Source organism: Xylophilus sp. PBN-3R, from assembly GCF_057747805.1.
Genome location: NZ_CM173225.1, coordinates 1,096,853 through 1,122,132, shown reverse-complemented (window position 1 = coordinate 1,122,132; position 25,280 = coordinate 1,096,853). Strand labels below are relative to the sequence as shown.

Sequence of the window (25,280 nt, the reverse complement as noted above, 5' to 3'; positions counted from 1 at the left end):
GACAGCCGTAAGGCGAGGGGTGCTGGTAACGTTCATGCGCTGAAAATTATCCCCGCTCCATGACCCTCCAATCCTTCACCCTCCCCTTCGAAGACCTGCTGCTGAACGGCGCCACGATAGGTGCCGACGCCGCCCATCCGCCCGTCGTCATGTCCCTGCACGGCGGCGGCACGGCCCGCCACACCGGTGTGCATTACCTGATGCAGCCGTTGGCCGAAGCCGGATTCCCGGGCATGACCTTCGACTTCTCCGGCCACGGCGGCAGCAGCGGTTCGGTGGAAGGCTCGGGGCTGGGCCACCGCGTCGCCCAGGCCCGCGCAGTCGCCGACCACCTCGCACTGAAGCCTCCGCTGGCACTCATCGGTACCAGCATGGGCGGCCACATCGCCTGCCGGCTGATCGAACATTTCCAGCCGCCCGCGCTGGTGCTTTTCTGCCCCGCCGCCTATTCGGCCGAGGCTGAAACCGTGCCCTTCGGCCCGGCCTTCCAGCAGGTGCTGCGCGGCACGAAGGACTTCGATGCCTCGCCCGCTTTCGACACCCTGGAAACCTTCGAAGGCCGGCTGCTGGTGGTGTTCGGCGAAGAAGACGCGGTCATCCCGGCAGCGGTGCAGCAGCAATATGCCGAACGCGCCCATAAGGCCCGCAGCGTGGAAGTCATCCGCCTGCCCGGCGCACCGCACCGGCTGCACGGCTGGCTCGGCGACGAAGCCCAGGCGGCCGCCCGGCAACATGCCATCGACCGGATGATCGCCACCCTCCATCCGTCTCCCTGACCGAGACCCACGCCTGGCGCAAGGCTTGCGATGTTCATTTGCCAGAATGGCAATCCACACCTCAGCAACCAGCCCGCCATGCCGCCCGACACCACCAGCAAACGCAGCCAGTACCCCACCGTCGCCAAACAGCATGCCGCGCGGGTGCTGCAGGAGCAGGCGGTGCGTTTTTTCCTGGAGGTGGTGCGCACCGGCTCGGTGACCAGCGCGGCCGAGCGGCTGAACGTGGCGCCGTCGGCGGTCAGCCGGCAGATCACCCGTCTGGAAGAAGACCTCAACACACCGCTGTTCGAACGCCGGGCCCGCGGCATGGTCGCCACCGAGGCCGGCGAACTGCTCGCGGTGCATGCCCAGCGTGCGCTGCAGGACATCGAGAGGGTGGCCGAAGACATCCAGGCCCTGCGCGGCCTGCGCAGCGGCCTGGTGCGGGTGGTCAGTACCGAGGGTTTCGCGGCCGACCTCCTGCCGACCCAGATGGTGGCCTTCCGCCAGCAATACCAGGACATCCGTTTCGAGCTGGAAGTGCGGCCCCAGGCCGAGATTCCGCGCATGGTGCGCGAAGGCGAGATGGACATCGGCGTCACCCTCACCACGTCCCCCGAGCGCGGTATCAAGGTGGAGATCCGCCAGCCCGCGCCGGTGCTGGCCATCGTCGGGCGCGGCCATGCGCTGGCCGGCCATCGGCAGCTGTCGCTGGCGCAGTTGCTGGACTGGCCGCTGGCCCTGCCGGGGCCGGACTCCATCCTGCGCCAGCTGTTCGACATCAGCTGCGCGCGGCAGGCGCTGGTGGCCGAACCGGCCTTCCTGGCGCGCACCATGGAATCGATGATCGCCTTCGTGGCGGCCGGCGGCGGTGTCACCCTGTGCGGCGAGGCGGCCTTGCGCTCACGCCTGCGCGCCGGCGACCTGGTGGCGATCCCGCTGCGCGACCGGGAAATGAACGAGCGGTATTTCGAGGTGCAGACCATGGCCGGCCGCACCCTGTCGCAGGCTTCGCGGGCTTTTCTGGAGCACCTGCGGCTGGCGCTCGAAAAGGACCCCGGCTGACCCTTGCAAGCCTTGCGCCAGGCGCAACGGATCCTTCGTTTTATTGTCATCCACGCGCTGCGACGGCTTTCGATAATGGTCACTTTTCCATTTCAGAATGTCCGTTGCACAAGACATCCTGGTGCTGGGTGCCGGGATGGCCGGCACCTGCGCCGCGCTGGAACTCACCTTGCGCGGGCACGCCGTCACCCTGGTCGACCGGGGCACGCCCGGCCGCGAGACGTCCTACGGCAACGCCGGCATCATCCAGCGCGAGGCGGTCGAGCCCTATGCATTCCCGCGTGACTGGCGTTCGCTGGCTTCGGCCGCTTTCGGCTGGGGCCCGGACGTGCACTACCAATGGTCCGGCCTGCTGTCGGCCGCCCCTGCATTGCTGCGCTACTGGCGCGCATCGGAGCCTGGAAACTATCGCCGCATCGCCCAGGAATACGCGCGGCTCGTCGCCCATTCGACCAGCGAACACGCCCGCCTGATGGCGCTGGCCGGCGCGGACGACCTGGTGCGGCGCGAAGGTTTCCGGTTCATCTACCGCAGCGAGGCCGTGCTGCATGCAGCACGCGTCCACGCCGAAGCCGTGGCACAGCGTCACGGGGTTATCTACACCGCCCTCGACACCCGCGGCATCGCCGCAGCGGAACCCGCCCTGCGTGTCCCGATGGCCGGCGCCCTGCACTGGCTCCAGCCCTGGTCGGTACGCGACCCCGGCGCTTTGGTCGAACGTTATGCCCGGCTGTTCGAGCAACGTGGCGGACGCCTGTTGCGGGGCGATGCCCGCAGCCTGAAGGCCGCCGGTGCGGGCTGGCAGATGAACACCGATGCCGGCACCGTCACCGCCGCGCAGGCGGTGGTGTCGCTCGGCCCCTGGGCCGGCGGTTTCACCCGTTCGATGGGCTACCGCCTGCCGCTGTTCGTCAAGCGCGGATACCACCAGCATTACCGCGGCGGCGCCCGCGTCGACCTGCCGCTGCTGGACGCCGAACGGGGTTATGTGCTGGCACCGATGGAGCGAGGCCTGCGCATCACCACCGGCGCCGAGATCGCCGGCATCGACGCCCGCCGCACCCCGGTGCAACTGGCCGCCTGCGAACGTACGGCCCGTGACACACTCGACCTGGGACAGGCGGTCGAGCCGTCACCCTGGATGGGCAGCCGGCCCTGCACCGCCGACATGAAACCGGTGATCGGTGCCGCGCCGCGCCACAAGGGCCTGTGGTTCAACTTCGGCCACGGCCACCAGGGTTTCACCCTCGGCCCGGCGGGCGGCCGGCTGCTGGCCGACCTGATGGAGGGACAGGCGCCGTATATCGACGCCGCGCCCTTCTCGCCCGCCAGGTTCTAGGATCACCCTCCCTGCGCGCTCAGCCGTGCAGGAATTTCGCAGGCCAGGTCACCGTCTGCGGAAAGATCACCATCAGGAACATCACTGCGAACTCGGCCACCATGAAGGGCACGACACCCCGGGTGACATCGTCCATCTTCATCTTGCCGACGCCGGCCACCACGTTCAGCACCGTGCCCACCGGCGGGGTCACCAGTCCGATGGAGTTGTTGATGATGAACAGCACGCCGAAATACACCGGGTCGATGCCCGCCGCCTTGACCACCGGCATCAGCACCGGCGTCAGGATGAGGATGGTCGGCGTCATGTCCATCGCCGTGCCCACCACCATCACCAGCACCATGATGGCCACCATCAGCAGGATCGGGCTGCCCATGAAGGGCTGCAGCAGCGACACCACCTTGCCCGGCAGGTCGGCCACGGTGATGAGCCAGGCGCTGACCATGGCCGCGGCGATGAGGAACATCACGATGGCACTGGTCTTGGCGGCGCCGACGAACACGTCGCGCAGCTGGCTCAGCTTGAGTTCGCGGTAGATGACCGTGGCCACGAACAAAGCATAGGCCGCCGCCACCACTGCCGCCTCGGTAGGCGTGAAGACACCCATGCGCAGGCCCACCAGGATGATCAGCGGCAGCAGCAGCGCCCAGAAGGCATGGCGTGCGGCGGTGCCGATTTCCTTCCATGACTTGCGCGGCGGCGGCGCGATCTTCTCGCGCCGCACCAGCCAGGCCCAGGTGAACCACAACGCACCGCCGATCAGCAGACCCGGCACGATGGCCGCCAGGAAAAGCTTGCTGATCGACACGTTGGCCGCCACGCCGAAGATCACCAGCCCGATGCTGGGCGGGATTACCGGGCCGATGACACCCACCGCCGCGATCAGCCCGCCGGCCCGTGCCTTGTCGTGGCCGGCGCTGACCATCATCGGCAGCAGCAGCGCCGTCAGCGCCGCGGCATCGGCCACCGCAGAACCCGACAGCGCCGACAGCAGGCAGCCCGCCATGATGGTCACGTAACCCAGCCCGCCCTTGACGTGGCCGACCAGCGCCAGCGCCAGGTCGACGATACGGCGCGACAGGCCGCCGACGTTCATGATCTCGCCGGCCAGCATGAAAAACGGCACGGCCAGCAGCGGAAAGCTGTCGGCACCGCCGATGAGGTTCTGCGCCAATATCTGCGAATCGAACAGGTCGAGGTGCCACATCAGCGCCACGCCGCTGGCCAGCAGCGCGAAGGCGATCGGGATGCCGATGGCCATGGCGGCCAGCAGCGAACCCACGAAGATCAGGATGGTCATGTCTTGCCCTTGCCGGCGGCCTGCGGCTCGCCCAGGATCTGCTGCAGCTGCACTGCTTCTTCCGACTCCTGCACCAGCACCAACTGGTCATCGGCAAGCCGGCCGGTGAGCACCTTGAACAGGTCGAGCGCCAGCAGGCCGGCGGCACACACCGAAAAGAAGATGCCGGAGAAATACACGATGGCCATGGGTGCGCCGGTCACCGGCGCGCTCACGTCCCAGTTGATGCGAGCCTGCGCCAGGCTGCCGGTGAACAGCAGCCAGACGATGAACAGCATCAGCAGGTGGCCCGCCACCAGGCAGGCCTTCTTGCCCAGCGGCGGCAGCTTCTGCACCACCATGTCGACCCCCAGGTGGCCGTGTTCACGCAAGGCGACGACGGCACCCAGGAAGGTCATCCAGATGAAGAGCCAGCGCGACACTTCTTCGGACAAGGTGATGCCCGAGTTGAAGCCGTAACGCAGCACCACGTTGCCGAAGACCAGCACCACCATCACCGCCAGGCACAGCGCGATGGTGTTCTCGATGACTCGGCAGAAACGGTCCAGCCAGCGTTCCATGTCGTTCAGGCCGCCTTGGCCCGGGCATCGTTGACCAGCGCCACCACGCCCCGCAGCGCACACAGGTAGGACTGCACGCCCAGGCCCATCACCGTGCCCTTGACCGCCGGCGAGATGATGGAATGGTGGCGCCAGGTCTCGCGGTGGGCCAGGTTGGACATGTGCACTTCCAGCACCGGGAAAGGCATGGCCTTGATGGCGTCGTGCAGCGGCACGCCGTGCTGGGTCAGGCCCGCAGGGTTGACCAGCGCGCCCTGCGCGATGTCGATGTTGGCATGCAGGAAGTCCAGCAGCGCGCCTTCGTGGTTGGACTGGATGATGTCGAGCTCGACCCCCAGTTCGGCGGCCAGCGCCAGCAGCATGTCGTTGATCTGCGGCAGCGTGGTGGTGCCGTAGATATGCGGTTCGCGGCGGCCGAACAGGTTGAGGTTGGGGCCGTGCAGGACGAGGATTTTCATGGCGTGAGGCTCGGGTTTGAAGGATTCGTTCACTTGCGGATCCGGGCCAGTTCGCTGGTGTACAGCTTGACGATGGCGGGGTCGTAGGTGGCGGCGAACCTGTCGGTCACCGGCCTGGAGATGTCACGCATGCGGGCCTGCTCGGCGGGGGAAACTTCGTTGTATTGCATGCCCTTGGCCTGCAGGTCGCCCACCGCTTTTTGCGCAGCGGCGCGGCTCACCTGGCGCTGGTAGCCGCGCGCCTCGTTGGCGGCGTCGTTCATGATCTTCTGCTCGGTCGGCGTCAGCTTGTCCCAGAACTTCTTGCCGACCAGCACGATGTTGGCGGCATACACGTGGTTGGTGGCGCTGACGTATTTCTGCACCTCGAAGAACTTGTTCGACAGGATCACCGCGAAGGGGTTCTCCTGGCCGTCCACCGCCCTGGATTCGAGCGCACCGTACAGCTCGGCGAAGGGCATCGGCACCGGGTTCGACTTGAAGGCCTTGAAGGTCTCCAGGAACACCGGATTGGGGATCACGCGGATCTTCAGGCCGTCGAAGTCTTCCGGTTTGGTAATGGGCCGCTTGCTGTTGGTGACGTTGCGGAAACCGAGGTCCCAGTAGCCCAGTGCGACCAGGCCTTTTTCGGGCAACCTGGCCAGCAGCGCCTGGCCGAAGGGGCCGTCCAGCAAGGCGTCGGCCTGCGCGAAATTGCTCACGGCGAACGGAAAGTCGACCAGGCCGAATTCCTTCACGATGCCGGCCAGCGAGGTGGTGGCCGGCGCCGACATCTCCTGCACGCCGCCCTGCAGCGCCGACTGCTGCTGCATCTCGTTGCCCAGCTGCGAGGCCGGGAATTCGAGCACCTTCATCTTGCCGCCGCTCTTGGCCGCGACCAGTTCGCCGAAACGCTTCACGCCGAAACTCACCGGATGGTCGGCGTTGTTCAGGTGCCCGAAACGGATGGTGCGTTCATGGATGTCCTGGGCCAGCGTGGCACTGGCGCAGGCGCCCAGGCACAGGGCGGCCAGCAGCGGACGAAGAGCGATGCGCAAAGTTTTTTTCATGTTGTCTCCAGATGGGATGAGCGACTGTAGTCAAAACTGGAAAGTAATTCCACATTCCATTTTTCGTGGTTTACCCGCGTTAAACTGGAATCCATCCGAAGAGACACTTGCAGGCAACGAGCCCTTCCCCCATGAGTACCTCCACCCTCGAGCGTTCGCTCGCCATCCTCGAATACCTGTCGCGGTTTCCCGAGGGCCAGTCGCTGGCGACCGTCGCCACCGCACTGGCATTGCCGGCCAGCGCCAGCCACCGCCTGCTGACCGAACTGGTGCGCTGCGGTTACGTCAAGCAGCAGCGCGACTACGGCGAATACGCGCTCACTACCAAACTCGCCGCCATCGGGCTTTCGCACCTGTCCAACGCCGGCATCGTGGACATCGCCCAGCCGCTGATCGACCGTGCCGCGCAGCTGTCGGGCGAACTGGCGCGGCTGGCCATCGTCGACGGCGAACGCCTCACTTTCGTGGCCAAGGCCCAGGGCGCGCGCGGCGGCCTGCGCTACGACCCCGACATGGGCCTGGACGTGCGACTGTCGTGCAGCGCGGCCGGCCACGCCTGGCTGATGACGCTGCCCGAAGCTCAGGCGCTGGACATCGTCGAACGCCAGGGACTGGGCCGGCCCGAGGACTTCGGACCCAGGGCGCCCACCTCGCTTCGGGCCGTGAAGAAATACCTGGCCGACGGCCGCCAGCGCGGATTCAGTGTCATCGTCGATGTGTTCGCGCCCGGCATGTCGGCCATGGCCGCGCCGGTGCAGCGGCCAGGCGAGCCGGCCTGCGGTGTCATCACCCTGGCCGGCCCGCTGCTGCGACTGACCGAACAACGCATGGCCGAACTCGGTCCGGAACTGGTGAAGGTGGCAGACGAACTGGCGCTGGCCAGCGCGGGTTCGCCGCTGTTCGGCAAGGCCCGGCGCGCCGCTTGAACCGGCCTCCGGCGTACCTGGATTGCAAGCGCTTGTAAGCGACTGCATCCAGCGCGAGAGCTGGCGGGTAGTGTCCGGGCGCGGCCAAAAACAACGCTTGAAGAAACGCTGCGCACCTCGTCAATTCCAACTGGACACGAACATGCAGAACAAGCGTTTCTCCCTTTCCCTTTTGGCCGCGGTCGCGACCGCATCGCTGATCGCCTGCGGCGGCGGCGGCGGCGGTGACGGCGGCGCTCCGGCCGCGGTAGCCGTGGGTGATGCCGTCGCCATCACCACCAGCGGCCGCGTGATTTCGTTCAACCGCGCCACGCCGGGCACGCTGGTCAGCAACCTGCCGGTGCGCGGCCTCGCCAGCGGCGAACGCCTGATCGGCATTGATGTCCGGCCTGCCACCAACACGCTCTACGCCGTCACCAATCTGGGCAGCATCTTCACACTGGACGCTGCCACCGGCACGCTGACGCCTGCCGCCATCCTGTCGGTCGCCCTGCAGGGCACATCCTTCGGCGTCGACTTCAACCCCATGGCAGACCGCCTGCGCATCGTCAGCAACACCGGCCAGAACCTGCGGGTGGACGTGACCACCGGCGTCGCCACCGTCGACGGCACGGTGAACGGCGCGCCGGCCAGCATCTCGGCATCGGCCTATACCAACAGCTTCGACGGCACTACCAGCACCCAGCTCTACAACCTGGACGCCGCAGCCGGCACGCTGTTTTTGCAGGACCCGCCCAACAACGGCACCCAGGCCAGCCCGGTGCCGCTGGGCGTGACCTTCGACGCCGCCAACGGCTTCGACATCGACGCCCGCAACAACCGCGGTTATGCAGCCGTCACCGTCGGCGGCGCCAACCGCCTGTACACCGTGCCGCTGACCGGCACCGGCGGCGCGACGCTGGTCGGCGCCATCGGCATCGCCGACACCGTCAGCGGCCTGGCCCTGGTGCAGCCCGCCACGCCGCGCGCCTATGCGCTGACGGACGACGGCCGCCTGGCGGCCTTCTCGCCGTCGGCGCCCAACACCCTCACCGCCAACGTCGCCATCACCGGCCTGGCTGCCGGCGAAACCGTGCTGGGCATCGACTTCCGCCCGGCCAACGCGCGCCTGTATGCGCTGACCTCGGCCGGCCGGTTGCTGACGGTGGACCCGGACACCGGCGCCGCCACCGCACCCGTCACGCTGGCAGCGGACGCCACCGACACCACCCTGCCTTATGCCGGCCTCACGGGCGCGAGCTTCAGTGTCGACTTCAATCCGGTGGCCGACCGCCTGCGGGTGATCGGCAACACCGGCCAGAACCTGCGCATCAACGTCGACACCGGCGCCACCACCACCGACGGTGTCATCAACCGCGGCGTGGCCCCCACCGTGCTGGCCGGTGCCTATACCAACAGCTTCGCGGCCAGCACCGCCACCGTGCTGTACGACATCGAAGGCAACAGCAATGTGCTGGCCCAGCAGAACCCGCCGAACGACGGCACCCTGGTCGATGTCGGCCCCATCGGATTCGCCCTGGGCGGCCGGGCGGCGGTGGACATCGCCGGCGGCGCCAACGGTCTGGTGCTGGCAGCGCTGCGCAACGGCAGCACCGGTCCGTTCAGCCTGTACACCGTGTCGCTGACCACCGGCGCGGCCACGCTGTACCGCAACACCGGTGCGGCCAGCCTGTCGTTCATCGGCGGTGCGGGCGGGCCGGCCGTGAAGGACGTCGCGATCCGTTTCTGACCCGCGGGCCGCCGGTCGGAATGCGGCGTCGGCTGCACGCCGACCTACGCTGTCGGCACGGGCCGACAGTGGCAATACGCCCGGTTGCATAGCGTGGCGCCTCACATCCATCAGAGGCTTTCCATGCACCAGCAGACCGGGCGCCAGCGCCGTTTCTCCACTCTCCCCCTGGCCGTGTCGGCCGCCGCCGCCATGCTGCTCGCCGCCTGTGCGCAGCCCGGCCCGACCACCGTTGCGCCCCCCGGCGCGCCGGTGCTGCAGACCGTGGCGACATTCCCCAGCCAGGTCACCGGCGTCACGGTGTCGCCCAACGGCCGCATCTTCGTGAACTTCCCGCGCTGGTCGGAAGACGCTCCGGTGTCGGTCGCCGAAGTGCGCAGCGACGGCTCGATGCGTGCCTTCCCCAACGCCGAATGGAACGCCTGGCGCAATGCCCGCAAGGACGAGATGACCGCCATCGACCATTTCGTGTGTGTGCAGAGCGTGGTGGCCGACCGCCAGGGCAACCTGTGGGTGCTCGACGCCGGCGCGCCGGCCCAGGGCGCGGTGGTGCCGATGGGCCCCAAGCTGGTGAAGATCGACATCGAGACCAGCCAGGTGCTGCAGACCGTTTCCTTCGACCCCACCGTCGCGCCGCAGGGCAGCTATCTGAACGACGTGCGTTTCAGCCCCGACGGCGGCACCGCCTACATCACCGATTCGGGTGCCCGCGGCGCCATCGTGGTGGTCGAGCTGGGCCGCGGCACCGCCCGCCGCGTCCTCGACGGGGACCCCAGCACCCAGCCTGAGAAGGCTGTGCAGGTGAAGGCCGACGGCGGCGTACTGCGCCGCCCCGACGGCCGCGGCGTGGAGTTCTCGGCCGACGGCATCGCCCTGTCGCCGGACGGCCAGATGCTGTATTGGCAGGCCATCAAGGGCCGGACCCTGTACCGCGTGCCGACCGGCGCACTCACCAGCCCGGCCATGGCGGCGCGCCTGCCCTCGCTGGTCGAGAAGGTCGGCGACAACGGCCCGGCCGACGGCCTGCTCTTCGGCCGGGACGGCCGGTTGTACGTCACCTCGCCGGAAGACAACTCGGTGAAGGTGCGTGATGCCGGCGGCCTGAAGACCCTGGTGCAGGATCCGCGCCTGCGCTGGCCCGACACCCTGTCGCAAGGGCCGGACGGCGCGCTGTATGTCACCAGCTCCCGCATCCAGGACATGAGCTGGTACAAGCCCGGCAACCCCGACGCCCTGCCGACCACCCTGTTCCGCATCGCCATGCCCTGAGGGACATGACGGCGTGGTCACACGCCGCCACAGGTCTCTCGCAATAATGTTGTGCGTTATTCGCACCCATTCTTTCGAGAGACCGACCATGTACAAAGACGTTTCCCTTTTCATCGACGGCCAGTGGACTGCTTCGAGCAACGGCCAGACCCTTCCGATCCACGGCCCCGCCACCGGCACCGTCATCGGCCAGCTGGCCCATGCCACCCGTGAAGACCTGGACCGCGCACTGGATTCCGCCGACCGGGGCTTCAAGGCCTGGAAAAAGGTCGGCGCTTACGAACGTTCGCAACTGCTTCGCCGAGCCGCCGCCCTGATCCGCGAACGCGCTGAAACCATCGCACCGCTGATGACCCAGGAACAGGGCAAACCCCTGGCCGAAGCGCTGATGGAAACCCGTGCCGCGGCGGACATCATGGAATGGTTCGCAGAAGAAGCCCGCCGCACCTACGGCCGCATCATCCCGGCGCGCGGCGAAGGCATCACGCAGATGGCCATCAAGGAACCGGTCGGACCGGTGGCGGCCTTCACGCCCTGGAACTTCCCCATCAACCAAGCGGTCCGCAAGGTATCTGCGGCCATCGCCGCCGGTTGCTCGGTGATCCTGAAAGGCCCGGAAGAAACGCCGGCCAGCTGTGCCGAACTGGTCCGTTGTTATGTCGACGCCGGCCTGCCTGCCGGTGTGCTGAACCTGGTCTACGGCATCCCGGCCGAGATCTCCTCGTACCTCATCCCGCATCCGGTCATCCGCAAGATCACCTTCACCGGTTCCACCCCGGTGGGCAAGCAGCTGGCGTCGCTGGCCGGGCTGCACATGAAACGCATCACCATGGAACTGGGCGGCCACGCACCGGTGCTGGTGTTCGATGACGCCGACGTGGTCGCAGCGGCAAAGATGCTGGCCGGCAGCAAGTTCCGCAATGCCGGTCAGGTGTGTGTTTCGCCCACCCGTTTCCTGGTGCAGGACGCTGTGTACGACCAGTTCGTGTCGGCCTTCAGCGAAGCCATCCAGGGCGTGAAGGTGGGTGATGGCCTGGCGGCCGGCACGACCATGGGACCGCTGGCGAATCCGCGCCGGGTGGATGCGATGGCCGCGCTGGTCTCGAACGCGCGTTCTGCCGGCGCGCGCGTGGTGACCGGCGGTGACCGCATCGGCGACAAGGGCAACTTCTTCGCGCCGACCATCCTGGCGGATGTGCCCTTGAGCGCCGACGTGATGAACAACGAACCCTTCGGTCCGCTGGCTGCGATTGCCCGTTTCGCCACGCTGGACGACGCGCTGGCCGAAGCCAACCGCCTGCCTTTCGGCCTGGCTGCCTATGCCTTCACCCGGTCCCTGAAGACGGCCACCGCGGTCGGCCAGGGCATCGAGAGCGGCATGGTTTCCATCAACCATTTCGGCCTGGCCCTGCCCGAGCTGCCGTTCGGCGGCATCAAGGATTCCGGCTATGGCTCCGAAGGGGGCAGCGAGGCTATCGAGTCCTATCTCAATACCAAGCTGGTGACCCAGGTCGGGGTTTGATGCACCTTGCCTCCGCATCGTATTGCGGAGGTGAGAATTCCGCCCGGATCACGCAGCCTTATGAGGCCGTGCCGCGAGTCGTTTGGGTGGCAAGCCGTATACGGTAGCACCAGCTGGAACCGATCTAACCACGACGCACCCGGCACCGATCACACAACCGGCGCCTACGCGAATTCGGGGCATGACCTTTGCGCCGGTTCCAAAAAAAACGTTATCGCCGACCTGAACTTCGCCTGTTACGTCCACGTGCGCACTCAGGGTTGAGTACTTGCCCATTACAACGTCGTGGCCGATGCTGGACAAGGCATTAACGGTCACGAAGTCGTCCACCTTCGCATCGGCCGAAATGATTGCCTGGGGCAGCACCACTACGCCTTCACCGATCTTTGCGGTCGAAGCCACTACTGCCGTGTCATGGACCATGGAAACAAAGCGCGCGCCGTTGGCTTTCAGCTGTTCGGCAACTGCTTTTTTGGACGCGGATGTCGCGATACCCATTAAAAAAACTTCATCGCCTGCCGGCACATGGTCACGGATGGTTCCGAGATATGGAACGTCGTAATCGAATCCTTTCAAAGCATCGACCGCATCGATAAAACCGTATATACCGCCAGCATCTGGATCGGAAAAACGGGCGTTATGCGCCCAGCATAAGACCTCGCGACCGAATCCCCCAGCCCCTACCAAAATAATCTTCTTTTTCATTTAACTCAGACCGCGTAGCCGCCATCCACTAACATCGTGCTGCCAGTAATCCAGCGTGATGCATCGGACAAAAGGAATATTACCGCAGCTGCAACGTCCATAGGAGCGCCGAATCCGAGCGGATGCTGCTTTTCATACTCAGCCGCTGCGGCGCCACCACTGTTTCCGACGATACGCCCATGCATGGGAGTTTCCACTGCGCCGGCGGCAATCGAGTTGATCCGGATCTTTCTCGGCGCGAGTTCAGAAGCGGCGGCGCGCACCATGCCATCGATTCCCGCTTTCGAAGCCGAATATGCCGTCAGACCGGGTTGGCCGCGCAAACTAGCGACCGAAGACATCAGTACAACGGAAGCACCGTCGATACAGACCCCTTTTTGTGCGGCTGCACGCGCCAAACCGAAAGCGGCATAAAGACTGGAGGAAAACAAAGACTCCAGATGCGCCTGTTTTGTCATTCGAAGGGGCCGGATCAATTCAGCACCTGCGGCATGGAATATTCCATTAAACGGCCCATGCTCGACTGCCAATTGATTTACCCAATCGGTTGTCGGGTCAGCCCCAGTTAGGCCGAATTGGCTTGTGACATGGCCACTGTCGGGACCAAGAGCGTCAGCCAATTCATTCAAACGTGTTTCGTCACGGCCCGCTGCGATGACGCGGGCACCACAGCTAGCCATCATCAGAGAGGCTGCACGTCCGATACCGGAGGATGCTCCCGTTACAAGGAAACTCCTGCCTTTCAGGCAATCTTTAGAAAAAACACCGGATATTTCGTCAGAAGATATGCTCATGATTCAATGGTTTCCACATGACAAAGGGGATCGGTGGTCAGCGAAACTGCGCCCCACGAATAGCCAACCCCAAAACCAAACATCGCAAGATTCATGGGGCCGGCCTTCAGCTTGTCGACCAGCACACTCGTCATGAGAAGAGGAATTGACGCACAGCTGGTATTGCCATAGCTCTCGATATTCTTGAACACCTTGTCGGCAGGCAATTTCGATTTCTTGGCAAGATGATTGAGCATGAAAACATTGGCCTGATGGAAAAGAAATCCGTCGTAATCCGCGATGGCCTTGCCACTCGCCGTCGTGAGAGAATTCACCAGGCCCGGAATGGTACGCAACGTAAAATTGAATATCTGCCCACCATCCATATAAAGACAATTGAGGTCACGGTCCGCCAGACGCGGGTCCGCTTCAGTCGACGTTCGTGCTCCTCCCAAAGGTACCACCAGATGTTTTGCACCCTTGCCGTCCGACCCGAATACAAAAGTCATCTCACCGCCGCCACCGTCGGTTTTTTCCAGCGCAGTCATCGTTCCGGCATCGCCGAAGAGCATGGCAGTAGAGCGATCTTTTGGATCGACGATCTTGCTGATGGTGTCGCCCACCGCCAGCAGCACTCGGGATGCCGCGCCACTCTGGATCATCATGGAACCCAGCCATAGACCATAGGGGTATCCGGAACAACCCAGGTTGATGTCCAGTGCTATGACTCTTTGCGCCAATCCCAGACGGTCCTGCATGATGCATGCACTGGCAGGTAGTCTGTGATCCGGCGTCTGTGAGATAAAAATGATTGCGTCGATCGACGCAGCGTCCCATCCCAAAGCCTCCAAAAGACGGTCGCCTGCAACGCAGCAAAGATCGACCGAGGTCTGGTCTCTGCTGACCCATCGCCGGGTTTTGACGCCGGTCATCTCGGCGACAGCAGCAACGGCCTCACTTCCAAAAAGCGATTCGAAATGATCGTTGCCCACGATATTCGTGGGCACGCAGGAAACCACGCCAGCCACTCGCGCGCCGTGCGTGGTAATCACGCTGTTCGATTGAGATGAGGCCGATGCCGACATGAAATTAAGCCTTCTTGAGTTTTTCTACTAGCGCCAGAATATCGCCGACTTTTTCGCATTCATAAAGATCCTCGCCTTCGAGAACGACACCAAAACAGTCATCGACAAGCGCGATGGTGGAAACCACAGCAAGGGAGTTCCAGCCGTCGCCCAATTCCATCTCAGCCTGAATCTTGGCGACATCGATTTCGAGAATTTCGGCCAGACCTTCGTTAAACTCATTCATATTTACGTCCAATATCGATATTTATATCCAACAAACATGCAGCCCAAGAATATCCGACGCCAAAACCAATCAACGCCAATTTTCTAGGGCCATCGAGAAATCCTTTCGCCCGCATTTCAACAAGGGCTAAAGGAATAGAAGATGAAACGGTGTTTCCAATATTTTCCATCACTATCGGAACTTTACCCAGATCAACTTTCATTTTCTTTGCAAGGGCGTTCAACATGAACCTATTCGCTTGATGCAGCACAAAATAATCCACATCCTCCTTTGCAAGATGTCCTACTTCCAACAGTTTGTCCAGCGCTGATGGAACTTCATTCAAGGTAAATGACATCACCGCCGAACCGTTCATGAACAGATTATCCTGGCTTCTGACATTTCCGGACTGATCGGTGCCTTCCAATGCAGTTTGCTCACTATGCGGCAAACGGAACCCGCCCGCAGGCACAATAAGATGACGGGCGCCTGAGCCATCGGTACCAAACACAAAAGGACCGAGCGCCGAGCGATCATCGGAATGCTGGCTGGTCACGATAGTCGCCGCTGCACCGTCACCAAAAAGCGTACGAACGCTTTTATCTAGCTTATGGATATATTTAGAATAAGTATCTGCCGTCAGAAGCAATACGCATTTTGCAGCGCCGGATTGCAGTAGCCCGTTCGCAACGGCCAAACCGTAAACATATCCCGAACATCCCAGGTTTATGTCCAGGGCGCCGGCGCTACGGGAAATGCCTAGCCTGGATTGCAATATGCACGCAGAAGTAGGAAGAACATGGTCAGACGCCTGTGTGACGAAGATCAAGAAATCGACATCTTCCCGCCTACAGCGCTGCTGCTCAAAAAGGGCCTCGGCGGCCTTATAGGCCATGTCCGCTGCCGTTTCATCGGCTGCCGCGATGTGCCGGGTTTTGATACCCGTCTTTTCGAATATCTTTTCTGCAGTCCAGTCCGGAAACACACCTTCCAGTTCATCATTACTCAACTGCGCCGCAGGCAAATAGCCAGCAAAGTCCAATAGTTTTATTTTCATGTACATATCCTGCGGCGATGAAGATCCCAAAATCAGCGGATGCCGCTATCAACGCCATCAAATAATCAGCCCACGCCAGGCTCGTCCAGGAGGAGAGGCGGCATTTGTCCCCACCAAAGGCAGCAACGCACCCGCGCACAAATGCATCCCTCAACGAACAATGAGCCCGGGTCAGGGGCATCATGATACATAGGCCGTCCCTCGTTTCGGTATGGCGCTCACAGACGCACTTTGAGTGTGCAAGGCTGAACCGGGCGCCTTTGATCACCAATAGTGCCATTTGAGTGTGACGTGTCGGCGAAAGGCACGCTTTCGGTCAGTGCTTGACGCTTGCGGAGGCTCAAGTTTTTGTTGCAGATTGCAACCAAATTCTCGGGAATCTCATCTCCATGCGTTGGATTCGCATGACCGAGGACGAACGGGGCGTCCGGACGCGAGGGTGCGCCAACAGGACAATCGCCCCTCCAACTGGCTTCTGTCGTCCGCTCAACCCTGCGCGGTAGGGCAGCAAACTTCCCCGAGCAAGAGACCCATCAGGCGCACCCCTTGTAGAGGACTCAATGGGGCACTTGTAGAATTGGCGAATCTGCCTGAGGCCAAAGTTACGATTTAATTCCACCTTGGTCAGTTGCAAACGTTGTCGGGTTATTAAGTCGGTCTAGTTCTTGGCAATGCAGGCACTACGCTTTATTCAGGGCGACGGATGAACCCTGATCAATTGGCTTTTTAACGATCAGCAAAAATTCTTATGAAAAATCTAATTGAAATATCCCCGGTTCAAGTTTTTAATAATGGCCGGACAGCAAAAAAAATCCTTACCCAAGAAGACATTTTTCAATTGGAAGCAAGGCACTTGAGAGATACGTTCTGGCACTTGGTCTGCCACCGCAGTGAATTGCCAAATGAAGGAGATTTCGTTCGTTTTGACTGGCTAGGCGACGAGTTGGTGATTCACCATGACTCAAACGAGTTTATCGCTTTCGATAATCTTTGCCGGCACCGAGGCGCTCGGCTGTTCACCGGTGATCATGGCAACGCAGTCGCCTCGTGTACCTATCACGGCTGGACCTACCGCGAGGGGAAGTTGACCGGTGGAGCGCCACAGTCATTGGTTGATTGCAAGATCCGCCTGCGCCAGCTTCAGACTGAGTGGTGCGCGGACTTCCTGTTCGTGTCGGCCGATCCGAAGATGCCTTTGGACGAGCAGTTGGCCGAAACCATGCCGATGCTTGAAAACATCTCATTCCAGCTCGCAGGACGCTACGATTTTAATCGCTACACGTACGACTGCTCTTGGCAAATAGCGATGGAAAATGCGTTGGAGCCGGAACATATCGGTTTTGTTCATCCAGACTCCCTCGGCAAACTTCGTCTGGAAGACGGAACCAATGACTTCTATGGAGTCAACTCGGTCTGGTCTGCTCCCGTCGGCGATGCCACCATGGCAAAACAGTTGAAAACCGCTTGCCGCTTTTTTGATGTGGAGGACGCCTACCAAGGCTATCAGAGTATCTATCTCTTCCCGTTCACGATGCTTTCTTCGACCTACGGCTTGTCCTGGTCGCTGCAGAATTTTTTCCCAGGCAAAAGTGCGGGACAGGCGAATTTCACAAGCAGGCTTTACGGCGCACAACGGAAACCCAAGGCACCGGCGACCATCTCAGACATTCTTTTCAAATCCAGTGGCGAAATGAATCGGCAGGTTTTTGAAGAAGACAACGACATCTGCAAAGTCGTAGCACCGAACTCGTGGAGCAGCGATCCTCTGGAATACCCACTTCCGTCAGAAAGCAAGCTCCAGCATTTCCGGGCGTCGTACCGCGCCCATTGCATTAAAGAAGAAGCGAGCGAATGAAACGTCGCGGATCCAAAGTTCAGCCCGCATTGGATCTCCCTTTCCGCGCCAGCATGTTCAGGCCCTCGACCACGGTCGAGAAAGCCATCGCCGCATAGATGTAGCCCTTGGGCACATGCACCCCGAAGCCGTCCGCGATCAGCACCGCGCCAATCATCAGCAGGAAACCCAACGCCAGCATCACCACCGTCGGGTTCCTGTTGATGAAGTTGGCCAGGGGGTCGGCGGCCAGCATCATCACCGTCACGGCGGCGATGACCGCGATGACCATCACCGCCAGGTTGTCGGTCATGCCCACAGCCGTCAGGATGGAGTCGATCGAAAACACCATGTCCAGCAGGATGATCTGCACCAGCGCACCCGCGAAGGTGATGCCGACCGCCTTCTTGGTGTCGAACACATCGCCGGTGGGAACCGGATCCACCGTGTGATGAATCTCCTTGGTGGCCTTCCAGATCAGGAACAGGCCGCCGGCGATCAGGATCAGGTCACGCCAGGAGAACTGGGTCTCGAAGCTGGGCACACCCGCCGCATTCAAACCACCTGACCAGCCCAGGTCGAACACCGGCGCTGTCAGCCCCACCAGCCACGCGATCATCGACAGCAGCACCAGCCGCAAGCCCAGCGCCAGGCCGATGCCCAGCCGGCGTGCGCGTTTGCGCTGGTGTTCGGGCAGCTTGTTCGACAGGATGGAAATGAAGATCAGGTTGTCGATGCCGAGCACGATCTCCATGACCAGCAAGGCCAGGAGAGCGGCCCAGGCGGCCGGGTCGGAAAACAGGGCTTGCAGGCTTTGCATGGTGCGGACGGAATCGTTTTTGAAGCCGCGATGATGCGTGACCGGCAAGACCGGCCGGCGTCGGACAGACCCGCTTTTTGCGCTGTCCGCCGAGCCGGAAGACAGAGATCAGACGCCTGGCAGCATCCAGTCTTCGGCGGTGGCGAAGGCGCCGGTATCACCGAGCTTGCGCATGGCCACGTCCGCCACCCAGCCGATGCGGCCGAGGGTCTGGCGCATCAGTTGCAGGCGGTCGTGCAGATCGTCGTCGTCGGTGTCGTCCACCAGTCCGAGCCGGTCGCGGGAAAGCCGGATCGCCGTGTTGGCGAGGCAGCAGACCTCACGCATCAATGCGATCGCGTCGTCCTGGGGGTGCCCATCCGGCGAAACGTGAAAGTCGGGGGTCTTCATGGCTGTGTCCTGATCGTCGATTTCCGCAAAGGGAAACCGCCGCCAGGCCATCGACAGCGATGAATTGGCGGCGGCTCGAACAGGTTGGCGTACCGGTGACACTAACGAAAGAGCCGGCAGGGCGCGAGCCCTCCCACTCGAGCCGCCATAAGCGAATCGAATGAAAAGGCCGCAGTCCACGCGGTTTAAGTCAGTTACTTACGGCCTTAGCCGTCAGTGTCAAAACGGGACGCCAATCCCGGTCGCGCTCATCACGCGACGCCGCACTTTATCAGGCGAAAGTCTCAGCCGTCTTGAACGGACTCGCCACTGCGTCCTTGCCGGAAAGCAGCGGCGCCATGCCGATGTCGGGCCAGGTGATGCCCAGGTCCGCGTCGTTCCACAGAATGGCCCGCTCGTGCGCGGGCGCGTAGAACTCGGTGGTCTTGTACAGGAAATCTGCCGACTCGCTGGTCACCACGAAACCGTGCGCGAAACCCGGCGGCACCCACAGCTGGCGGTGGTTGTCTTCGGTCAGCTCGACACCCACCCACCGGCCGAAGGTAGGCGACGAACGGCGGATGTCGACAGCGACGTCATAGACGGAACCGCGCGTCACCCGCACCAGCTTGCCTTGCGGTTTCTGGATCTGGTAATGCAGGCCGCGCAGCACGCCCTTGGCCGAACGCGAATGGTTGTCCTGGACGAAATCGACATGGTTGCCGACGGCTTCGTCGAAGGCGGTCTGGTTGAAGCTCTCGAAGAAGAAACCGCGGCTGTCGCCGAACACCCTGGGTTCGATGATCAGCACTTCGGGTATGGCGGTGGCGGTGGCCTTCATGCGCGCACCCCTTCGTTCAGCACATGCTGCAGGTACTTGCCGTAGCCGCTCTTCTTCAGCGGTGCGGCCAGCTTCTCCAGCTGCACCGAATCGATGAAACCCTGGCGCCAGCAGATCTCTTCGATACAGGCGATCTTCAGGCCCTGGCGATGCTCCAGCGTGGCGATGAACTGGCCGGCTTCCAGCAGGCTTTCATGCGTGCCGGTGTCGAGCCAGGCATAGCCGCGCTGCATGATCTGCACGCTGAGTTTTCCGGCGTTCAGGTAGGCCTCGTTGACGGCAGTGATCTCCAGTTCGCCGCGCTCGCTGGGCTTCACTTCCTTGGCGATGCGCACCACGTCGGAGTCGTAGAAATACAGGCCGGTGACCGCGTAGCTGCTCTTGGGCGCGGCGGGCTTTTCCTCGATGCTGCTGGCCTTGCCGGTCTCGTCGAAGGCCACCACGCCATAACGCTCCGGGTCCTTCACGTGATAGGCGAACACGGTGGCGCCTGCCGGGCTGGTATCGGCCGCGTCGAGCAGGTTGTGCAGGTCGTGGCCGTAGAAGATGTTGTCGCCCAGCACCAGCGCGCTGGGAGCGCCGTCCAGGAACTTCTCGCCGATCAGGAAGGCCTGCGCCAGGCCGTCCGGGCTGGCCTGCACTTCGTACTGCAGGTTGATGCCCCATTGCGATCCGTCGCCCAGCAGTTGCTGGAAACGCGGCGTGTCTTGCGGTGTGCTGATGATCAGGATGTCGCGGATGCCGGCCAGCAGCAGCGTGCTGAGCGGGTAATAGATCATCGGCTTGTCATACACCGGCAGCAGCTGTTTGCTGATGGCCAGGGTGGCCGGGTGCAGGCGGGTGCCCGAACCCCCGGCCAGGATGATGCCTTTGCGATTGGTCATGTTCTTCTGCTTTTTCAGGGGTGGATTTCGCGCAGCATGCGTGCCACGCCGGCCTGCCAGTGGGGCAGCACCAGGCCGAAGGACTGCTGGAACTTGCGGGTATCCAGGCGCGAGTTGAGCGGGCGTGCGGCGGGGGTGGGGAAAGCGCTGGTCGGCACCGGGGCGACCTCGGTCGTCTTCAGCTCGACACCCAGGGCGCGGGCCTGCTCGATGACGAACCGGGCGTAGCCGTTCCAGGTCACTTCGCCGCCGGCCACCAGGTGGTACAGGCCCGCCTTGGAGGCATCGGCCAGGGTGGCGCGGATGGCATGGGCGGTGCAGTCGGCCAGCAGTTCGGCACCGGTCGGCGCACCGTGCTGGTCGTCGATGACGGTCAGGCGTTCGCGGTCGACGGCCAGGCGCAGCATGGTCTTGGCGAAATTGCCGCCGCGGGCTGCAAACACCCAACTGGTGCGGAAGATGAGGTGTTTGGCGCCAGACTGCTGGATGGCTTGTTCGCCCTCCAGCTTGGTCTGGCCATAAACGCTCAGCGGGCCGGTGGCTGCGTCTTCGGCGCGGGGCTGGTCGCCGCTGCCGTCGAACACGTAGTCGGTGGAGTAATGCACCAGCAAGGCGCCGATTTGAGCGGCGGCCTTGGCCAGCACGGCCGGAGCTTCGGCGTTGATGGCGCGGACCAGGTCGCTTTCGCTTTCGGCCTTGTCGACGGCGGTGTGTGCGGCGGCATTGACGATGACATCAGGCCGCAATGCGGCCACCGTCTCGGCCAGCTTTTGCGGCTGGCTGAAATCGGCATGGTGTTCGGTGCTGTCGAAATCCAGCGCCACCAGTTCACCCAGCGGCGCCAGGGCGCGCTGCAGTTCCCAGCCGACCTGGCCGCCTTTGCCCAGCAGCAGGATCTTCATGCCGACGCCTGCTCGGTGGTGTTCTCGTATTGGGCTGCGACCCAGTCGCGGTAACCGCCGCTCTGCACGTTGGCCAGCCATTCGCCGTTGGCGAGGTACCAGGCCACCGTCTTGCGGATGCCGGTGTCGAAGGTCTCGGCCGGTTTCCAGCCAAGTTCGCGCTCGATCTTGCGAGCGTCGATGGCGTAGCGGCGGTCGTGGCCGGGCCGGTCCTTCACATAGGTGATCTGGGTGCTGTAGCTGACGCCGTCGGCGCGCGGGCGCATTTCGTCGAGAAGGCCGCAGACATGGTTGACGATGTCGATGTTGGGCATCTCGTTCCAGCCGCCGACGTTGTAGGTCTCGCCGAGCGTGCCGGCTTCGAGCACCCGGCGGATGGCGCTGCAATGGTCCTTGACATAGAGCCAGTCGCGCACCTGCATGCCGTCGCCGTACACCGGCAGCGACTTGCCGGCCAGGGCGTTGACGATCATCAGCGGGATCAGTTTTTCGGGGAAATGGAACGGGCCGTAGTTGTTGGAGCAGTTGGTGGTCAGCACCGGCAGGCCGTAGGTGTGGTGCCAGGCGCGCACCAGATGGTCGCTGGCGGCCTTGCTGGCGGAATACGGGCTGTTGGGTTCGTAGGCCTTGGTCTCGGCAAAGGCAGGGTCGGTCTTGCTGAGCGTGCCGTAGACCTCATCGGTGGACACATGCAAAAAGCGGAAGGCCGACTTGTCGGCTTCTGCCAGGCCCGACCAATAGGCGCGCACCGCTTCCAGCAGATGGAAGGTGCCGAGAACATTGGTCTCGATAAAGGCCGCCGGGCCGCTGATGGAGCGGTCGACGTGCGATTCGGCAGCGAAGTTGACGACGGCGCGTGGCTGGTATTTGGCCAGCAGACCGCTCAGCACCGCGCTGTCGCCGATGTCGGCCTGGACGAACACGTGGCCGGGGTTGGCCGAGACTTCAGCCAGGTTCTGCAGGTTGCCGGCGTAGGTCAGCTTGTCGACGTTGACGACACCTTCGGTGCTGCCTGCGAGCCAGTCCAGAACAAAATTGGAGCCGATGAAACCCGCTCCGCCCGTCACCAAAATCATGGGTCGTCCTCTGTGTGTAGAACCTGGATTGTTCCATACACATGAAGGGAATTTGCAACAGCTGCATAGCGCCGAAGCACCAAGTCGGCATATCAGCCCATCGGCTTCCAGGTCGGCGGAGGTTCCGGCTGGGGATATTCGAGCGACCGCGACTGCTGCATCGCCTCGCGTTGTCGCAGCCGCTTGAGGGCGCGGGGTTTCACACGGGGCTCCGGATCGTGGCGATACGTCTTGGACATAGGTCGTGTCTTAGTCGTGGTGGCGATGCGATGAAACATTAAAGCCGATGTCTCGACGTTTTTGGTGGACGCAATGGATCAAACGGCCTTGTCCGACGACGAACGGCAAATGCCGATCCATTGCCGAGGACAGAATGCCGCCGATGGACAGAAGACTTCTACTCCGGCAAGCACTCGTCGCCGCCGCCGGCCCGCTGCCGATCAGCCATGCCTGGGCCGGCAAAGGCGCGCAGGCCGACCCGTTCGCGATGGGCGTCGCCAGCGGCGCCCCCACCGAAACCGGCGTCGTGCTGTGGACCCGTATCGCAGCCGCCGCCCTGCCCTCGCCGCTCGCCAGCGTCGTGCTGCACTGGCAGATCGCGCATGACGAAGGGTTCCGCCGCATCGTGGCTTCAGGGGATGCAAACGCCTTGCCTCAACTCGGCCATGCAGTGCATGTGGAAGTGCAGGGCCTGCAGCCCGGACGCTGGTATTTCTACCGCTTCCTGCTGGGCGACGCGGCAAGTGGAACCGGCCGCACCCGAACCGCGCCGGGTGCCGACACCCTGCCCGACCGCCTGCGTTTTGTCTTCGCATCCTGCCAACGCTGGGAACACGGTTTCTATGCCGCGTGGCGCGACGTGGCGGCCCAATCGCCCGACCTGGTGGTGTTTCTGGGCGACTACATCTACGAATACGCATCGCCGCGTGAGCCGAAAACGCCGATGCCGCGCAGCCATCAGCTGGCGCGTGCCGTTTCGCTGGCGGACTACCGGGACCGATACGCCCTGCACAAAAGCGATGCAGACCTGCAGGCCGCGCACCGCGCCTGCCCGTGGATCGTCACCTGGGACGACCACGAAGTCGAAAACGACTACGCCGGCGACCACGGCCGCGCCGACCCGGCCCGCTTTGCCGCCCAGCGCGCAGCCGCCTATCAGGCTTTTTATGAAAACATGCCGTTGCCAGCCAGCGCGCTGGTGCGCGGCCTGGCCGGCCTGGGTGGCAACGACGCCTTGCGGGTGCATCAGCGGCAGGGTTTCGGGCGGCTGGCCAACTTTCACCTGCTCGACACCCGGCAGTTTCGAGACCTGCAGGCCTGCCGGGAAACCTCGGCCAACGGGACCGGCGCCAGCACCGGCACCGTCAAACCCGCAGACTGCGCGGCGCTGCAAGACCCGGCGCGCACCCTGCTGGGCGCGGCCCAGGAAAACTGGCTGGACCAGGGCATTGCCGCCGACGCCCGCGACGGCAGGGTGCGCTGGACCATCGTGGCCCAGCAAACCCTGTTTTCACCGCGACATTACGGCGGCGCCAACAGCCCGGTGCCGACCGACACCTGGGACGGCTACCCGGCCGCCAGGCAACGCCTGCTGGATTCGGTGGCCGCACACCGGCCGCGCAACACGGTGCTGGTCGGTGGCGACATCCATCAGAACTATGTGTGCGACATCCATGCGCAGGACCGGCCCGATGCCCCCGTGATCGCATCGGAGTTCTGCGGAACGTCGATCAGCTCGCAGTCCGGCGCGTCGCAGGCGCGCATCGCCACGCTGATGCAGCGCAACCCCCAGATCGTTTTCGCCAACAGCGAACGCCGCGGTTACGGGCTGGTGGAACTGACCGCCGGCCTCTGGCAGACCACGCTGCGGACGGTGGACGAAATCGAACGCGCCGACAGCGCGGTGTCGACGCTGGCCCGGTTCGAGGTGCGGGACGGCCGGCCGGGCATCTCGGCGAAATGAACGCCGCCTACCGGGCGTAGCCCTTGAGGCGGTAAGCCATCAGGCCCAGCGTCTCGTGGATGCCGGTCTGCCACTGCAGCAGCGAGCTCGCCATGGCGTATTCGTTCCACGGAGTCCTCTCGCCGGTCAGGTAGTCCACCGAATAGGGCGTGACCTGCCAGCCGGCTTTTTCGAAGGTCGCCAGGGAGCGCGGCATGTGCCAGGCCGACGTCAGCAAAATCCACTTCTGGTGGATGTCCACACCCGGCAATCGTGCGGCATAGATCGCGTTTTCATAGGTGGTGCGTGACACCCCTTCGAAAACCAGCCTTTCGGGCGCGACACCCATTTCGGTGAAGAACTGGCGCGCCTGCGCGGCTTCGGTTTCCGACTGCCGCAGCAGGTTGCCGTCCCCGCCAGTGAAGACGAGTTTCAGGTTCGGATGCGCTCTTGCCAGGGCGACCGCCATGGTCATGCGTTCGGCCGCCCGGTTGAGGCCCACCTGGCCGTTGCCGTCACGCACGTACGAGTTCTCCAGCGCGCCACCCAGCACGACCACGCCGGCGTAACCCGACCATTTGGGGTCCGAAGGCACGGCTGGTGCCTCAGTCTGCCGTTCGATCGCGCGCACCCAGAGGTCGGGCAAAGGTCGCCAGCCCAGCGCCAACACGACCAGCAAACAAAACCACAAGAGCCCGCGCCCACGAGCCGGATTGCGCCGGCCCAGCAGCAGGCCGAACAGCATCAGCAGAAAAACCCAGGTCAGCGGCTGCGTCAGCGCACCGAGCAGCTTGGAAACGACAAACACCGGC

The 25,280-nt window shown here is 63.4% G+C and carries 26 protein-coding genes; 9 read left to right on the top strand and 17 right to left on the bottom strand.

What is annotated here, in order from left to right:
- Positions 1 to 59: 59 nt before the first annotated feature.
- From AC3ANW_RS05125 to AC3ANW_RS05115, 3 genes are all read left to right on the top strand, one after another.
- The gene (locus AC3ANW_RS05125; RefSeq protein WP_488344127.1) at positions 60 to 776 is read left to right on the top strand and encodes an alpha/beta hydrolase family protein; all 717 of its coding nucleotides are present in this window, start codon (positions 60 to 62) and stop codon (positions 774 to 776) included.
- Positions 777 to 854: 78 nt separating this feature from the next.
- On the top strand, positions 855 to 1,823 hold the full coding sequence (locus AC3ANW_RS05120; RefSeq protein WP_488344126.1) for a LysR family transcriptional regulator: 969 nt from the start codon (positions 855 to 857) through the stop codon (positions 1,821 to 1,823).
- 97 nt (positions 1,824 to 1,920) lie between these two features.
- On the top strand, positions 1,921 to 3,162 hold the full coding sequence (locus AC3ANW_RS05115) for an NAD(P)/FAD-dependent oxidoreductase (RefSeq protein WP_488344125.1): 1,242 nt from the start codon (positions 1,921 to 1,923) through the stop codon (positions 3,160 to 3,162).
- Positions 3,163 to 3,181: 19 nt separating this feature from the next.
- On the opposite strand, the gene AC3ANW_RS05110 is transcribed toward AC3ANW_RS05115, so the two are convergent.
- Genes AC3ANW_RS05110 through AC3ANW_RS05095 form a run of 4 tightly spaced genes read right to left on the bottom strand, consistent with a single transcriptional unit; the run spans position 3,182 to position 6,529 of the window.
- On the bottom strand, positions 3,182 to 4,462 hold the full coding sequence (locus tag AC3ANW_RS05110; protein ID WP_488344124.1) for a TRAP transporter large permease: 1,281 nt from the start codon (positions 4,460 to 4,462) through the stop codon (positions 3,182 to 3,184).
- Positions 4,459 to 5,022 carry a TRAP transporter small permease gene (locus AC3ANW_RS05105; RefSeq protein ID WP_488344123.1) on the bottom strand — a complete coding sequence of 188 codons (564 nt, stop codon included), beginning with the start codon at positions 5,020 to 5,022 and terminating at the stop codon, positions 4,459 to 4,461. The genes AC3ANW_RS05110 and AC3ANW_RS05105 overlap by 4 nt, the downstream gene beginning before the upstream one ends.
- 5 nt (positions 5,023 to 5,027) lie before the next feature.
- On the bottom strand, positions 5,028 to 5,480 hold the full coding sequence (locus tag AC3ANW_RS05100) for a type II 3-dehydroquinate dehydratase (RefSeq protein ID WP_488344122.1): 453 nt from the start codon (positions 5,478 to 5,480) through the stop codon (positions 5,028 to 5,030).
- 29 nt (positions 5,481 to 5,509) lie between these two features.
- A complete protein-coding gene (locus AC3ANW_RS05095) occupies positions 5,510 to 6,529 on the bottom strand; it encodes a TRAP transporter substrate-binding protein (protein WP_488344121.1) in 1,020 nt (339 codons plus the stop codon).
- A gap of 131 nt (positions 6,530 to 6,660) precedes the next feature.
- On the opposite strand from AC3ANW_RS05095, the gene AC3ANW_RS05090 reads away from it, so the two are divergent.
- From AC3ANW_RS05090 to AC3ANW_RS05075, 4 genes are all read left to right on the top strand, one after another.
- The gene (locus tag AC3ANW_RS05090) at positions 6,661 to 7,455 is read left to right on the top strand and encodes an IclR family transcriptional regulator (RefSeq protein WP_488344120.1); all 795 of its coding nucleotides are present in this window, start codon (positions 6,661 to 6,663) and stop codon (positions 7,453 to 7,455) included.
- A 142-nt stretch (positions 7,456 to 7,597) separates the two neighbouring features.
- The gene (locus AC3ANW_RS05085) at positions 7,598 to 9,184 is read left to right on the top strand and encodes a DUF4394 domain-containing protein (protein ID WP_488344119.1); all 1,587 of its coding nucleotides are present in this window, start codon (positions 7,598 to 7,600) and stop codon (positions 9,182 to 9,184) included.
- A gap of 123 nt (positions 9,185 to 9,307) precedes the next feature.
- Positions 9,308 to 10,453, top strand: coding sequence for an SMP-30/gluconolactonase/LRE family protein (locus AC3ANW_RS05080; protein ID WP_488344118.1), 1,146 nt, complete (start codon positions 9,308 to 9,310; stop codon positions 10,451 to 10,453).
- An 88-nt stretch (positions 10,454 to 10,541) separates the two neighbouring features.
- On the top strand, positions 10,542 to 11,975 hold the full coding sequence (locus AC3ANW_RS05075; protein ID WP_488344117.1) for an NAD-dependent succinate-semialdehyde dehydrogenase: 1,434 nt from the start codon (positions 10,542 to 10,544) through the stop codon (positions 11,973 to 11,975).
- Between the two features lie 48 nt (positions 11,976 to 12,023).
- Here AC3ANW_RS05075 and AC3ANW_RS05070 read toward each other — a convergent pair whose 3' ends face one another.
- Genes AC3ANW_RS05070 through AC3ANW_RS05050 form a run of 5 tightly spaced genes read right to left on the bottom strand, consistent with a single transcriptional unit; the run spans position 12,024 to position 15,806 of the window.
- Entirely contained in the window at positions 12,024 to 12,680 is a 657-nt protein-coding gene (locus AC3ANW_RS05070) for an acetyltransferase (protein ID WP_488344116.1), read from the bottom strand.
- 5 nt (positions 12,681 to 12,685) lie between these two features.
- A complete protein-coding gene (locus AC3ANW_RS05065) occupies positions 12,686 to 13,474 on the bottom strand; it encodes an SDR family NAD(P)-dependent oxidoreductase (protein ID WP_488344115.1) in 789 nt (262 codons plus the stop codon).
- Positions 13,471 to 14,538: a 3-oxoacyl-ACP synthase III family protein gene (locus AC3ANW_RS05060; protein ID WP_488344114.1), complete on the bottom strand. Its 1,068-nt coding sequence runs from the start codon at positions 14,536 to 14,538 to the stop codon at positions 13,471 to 13,473. The genes AC3ANW_RS05065 and AC3ANW_RS05060 overlap by 4 nt, the downstream gene beginning before the upstream one ends.
- A 4-nt stretch (positions 14,539 to 14,542) precedes the next feature.
- Positions 14,543 to 14,764, bottom strand: a complete 222-nt coding sequence (locus tag AC3ANW_RS05055; RefSeq protein WP_488344113.1) for an acyl carrier protein — start codon at positions 14,762 to 14,764, stop codon at positions 14,543 to 14,545.
- The gene (locus tag AC3ANW_RS05050; protein WP_488344112.1) at positions 14,757 to 15,806 is read right to left on the bottom strand and encodes a 3-oxoacyl-ACP synthase III family protein; all 1,050 of its coding nucleotides are present in this window, start codon (positions 15,804 to 15,806) and stop codon (positions 14,757 to 14,759) included. The genes AC3ANW_RS05055 and AC3ANW_RS05050 overlap by 8 nt, the downstream gene beginning before the upstream one ends.
- 742 nt (positions 15,807 to 16,548) lie before the next feature.
- On the opposite strand from AC3ANW_RS05050, the gene AC3ANW_RS05045 reads away from it, so the two are divergent.
- Positions 16,549 to 17,655 carry an aromatic ring-hydroxylating oxygenase subunit alpha gene (locus tag AC3ANW_RS05045; RefSeq protein ID WP_488344111.1) on the top strand — a complete coding sequence of 369 codons (1,107 nt, stop codon included), beginning with the start codon at positions 16,549 to 16,551 and terminating at the stop codon, positions 17,653 to 17,655.
- A gap of 19 nt (positions 17,656 to 17,674) precedes the next feature.
- On the opposite strand, the gene AC3ANW_RS05040 is transcribed toward AC3ANW_RS05045, so the two are convergent.
- From AC3ANW_RS05040 to AC3ANW_RS05010, 7 genes are all read right to left on the bottom strand, one after another.
- Entirely contained in the window at positions 17,675 to 18,454 is a 780-nt protein-coding gene (locus AC3ANW_RS05040; protein ID WP_488344110.1) for a TerC family protein, read from the bottom strand.
- A gap of 108 nt (positions 18,455 to 18,562) precedes the next feature.
- Entirely contained in the window at positions 18,563 to 18,844 is a 282-nt protein-coding gene (locus AC3ANW_RS05035) for a hypothetical protein (RefSeq protein ID WP_488344109.1), read from the bottom strand.
- Positions 18,845 to 19,115: 271 nt separating this feature from the next.
- Entirely contained in the window at positions 19,116 to 19,664 is a 549-nt protein-coding gene (gene rfbC / locus AC3ANW_RS05030; protein WP_488344108.1) for a dTDP-4-dehydrorhamnose 3,5-epimerase, read from the bottom strand.
- Positions 19,661 to 20,548, bottom strand: coding sequence for a glucose-1-phosphate thymidylyltransferase RfbA (gene rfbA, locus AC3ANW_RS05025; protein ID WP_488344107.1), 888 nt, complete (start codon positions 20,546 to 20,548; stop codon positions 19,661 to 19,663). Before rfbA ends, rfbC begins: the two co-directional genes overlap by 4 nt.
- 14 nt (positions 20,549 to 20,562) lie before the next feature.
- Positions 20,563 to 21,450 (bottom strand): dTDP-4-dehydrorhamnose reductase, encoded by an 888-nt coding sequence (rfbD, locus tag AC3ANW_RS05020; protein WP_488344106.1) that lies wholly within the window; start codon positions 21,448 to 21,450, stop codon positions 20,563 to 20,565.
- Positions 21,447 to 22,526: a dTDP-glucose 4,6-dehydratase gene (rfbB, locus tag AC3ANW_RS05015; protein ID WP_488344105.1), complete on the bottom strand. Its 1,080-nt coding sequence runs from the start codon at positions 22,524 to 22,526 to the stop codon at positions 21,447 to 21,449. Before rfbB ends, rfbD begins: the two co-directional genes overlap by 4 nt.
- 92 nt (positions 22,527 to 22,618) lie before the next feature.
- Complete coding sequence (locus AC3ANW_RS05010; protein WP_488344104.1) at positions 22,619 to 22,765, bottom strand: hypothetical protein; 147 nt, start codon at positions 22,763 to 22,765, stop codon at positions 22,619 to 22,621.
- Positions 22,766 to 22,899: 134 nt separating this feature from the next.
- On the opposite strand from AC3ANW_RS05010, the gene AC3ANW_RS05005 reads away from it, so the two are divergent.
- Positions 22,900 to 24,489 carry an alkaline phosphatase D family protein gene (locus tag AC3ANW_RS05005; RefSeq protein WP_488344103.1) on the top strand — a complete coding sequence of 530 codons (1,590 nt, stop codon included), beginning with the start codon at positions 22,900 to 22,902 and terminating at the stop codon, positions 24,487 to 24,489.
- A 7-nt stretch (positions 24,490 to 24,496) separates the two neighbouring features.
- Here the strand turns inward: AC3ANW_RS05005 and AC3ANW_RS05000 are convergent, their stop codons facing one another.
- Positions 24,497 to 25,276: a YdcF family protein gene (locus AC3ANW_RS05000; RefSeq protein WP_488344102.1), complete on the bottom strand. Its 780-nt coding sequence runs from the start codon at positions 25,274 to 25,276 to the stop codon at positions 24,497 to 24,499.
- Between the last annotated feature and the right edge of the window lie 4 nt (positions 25,277 to 25,280).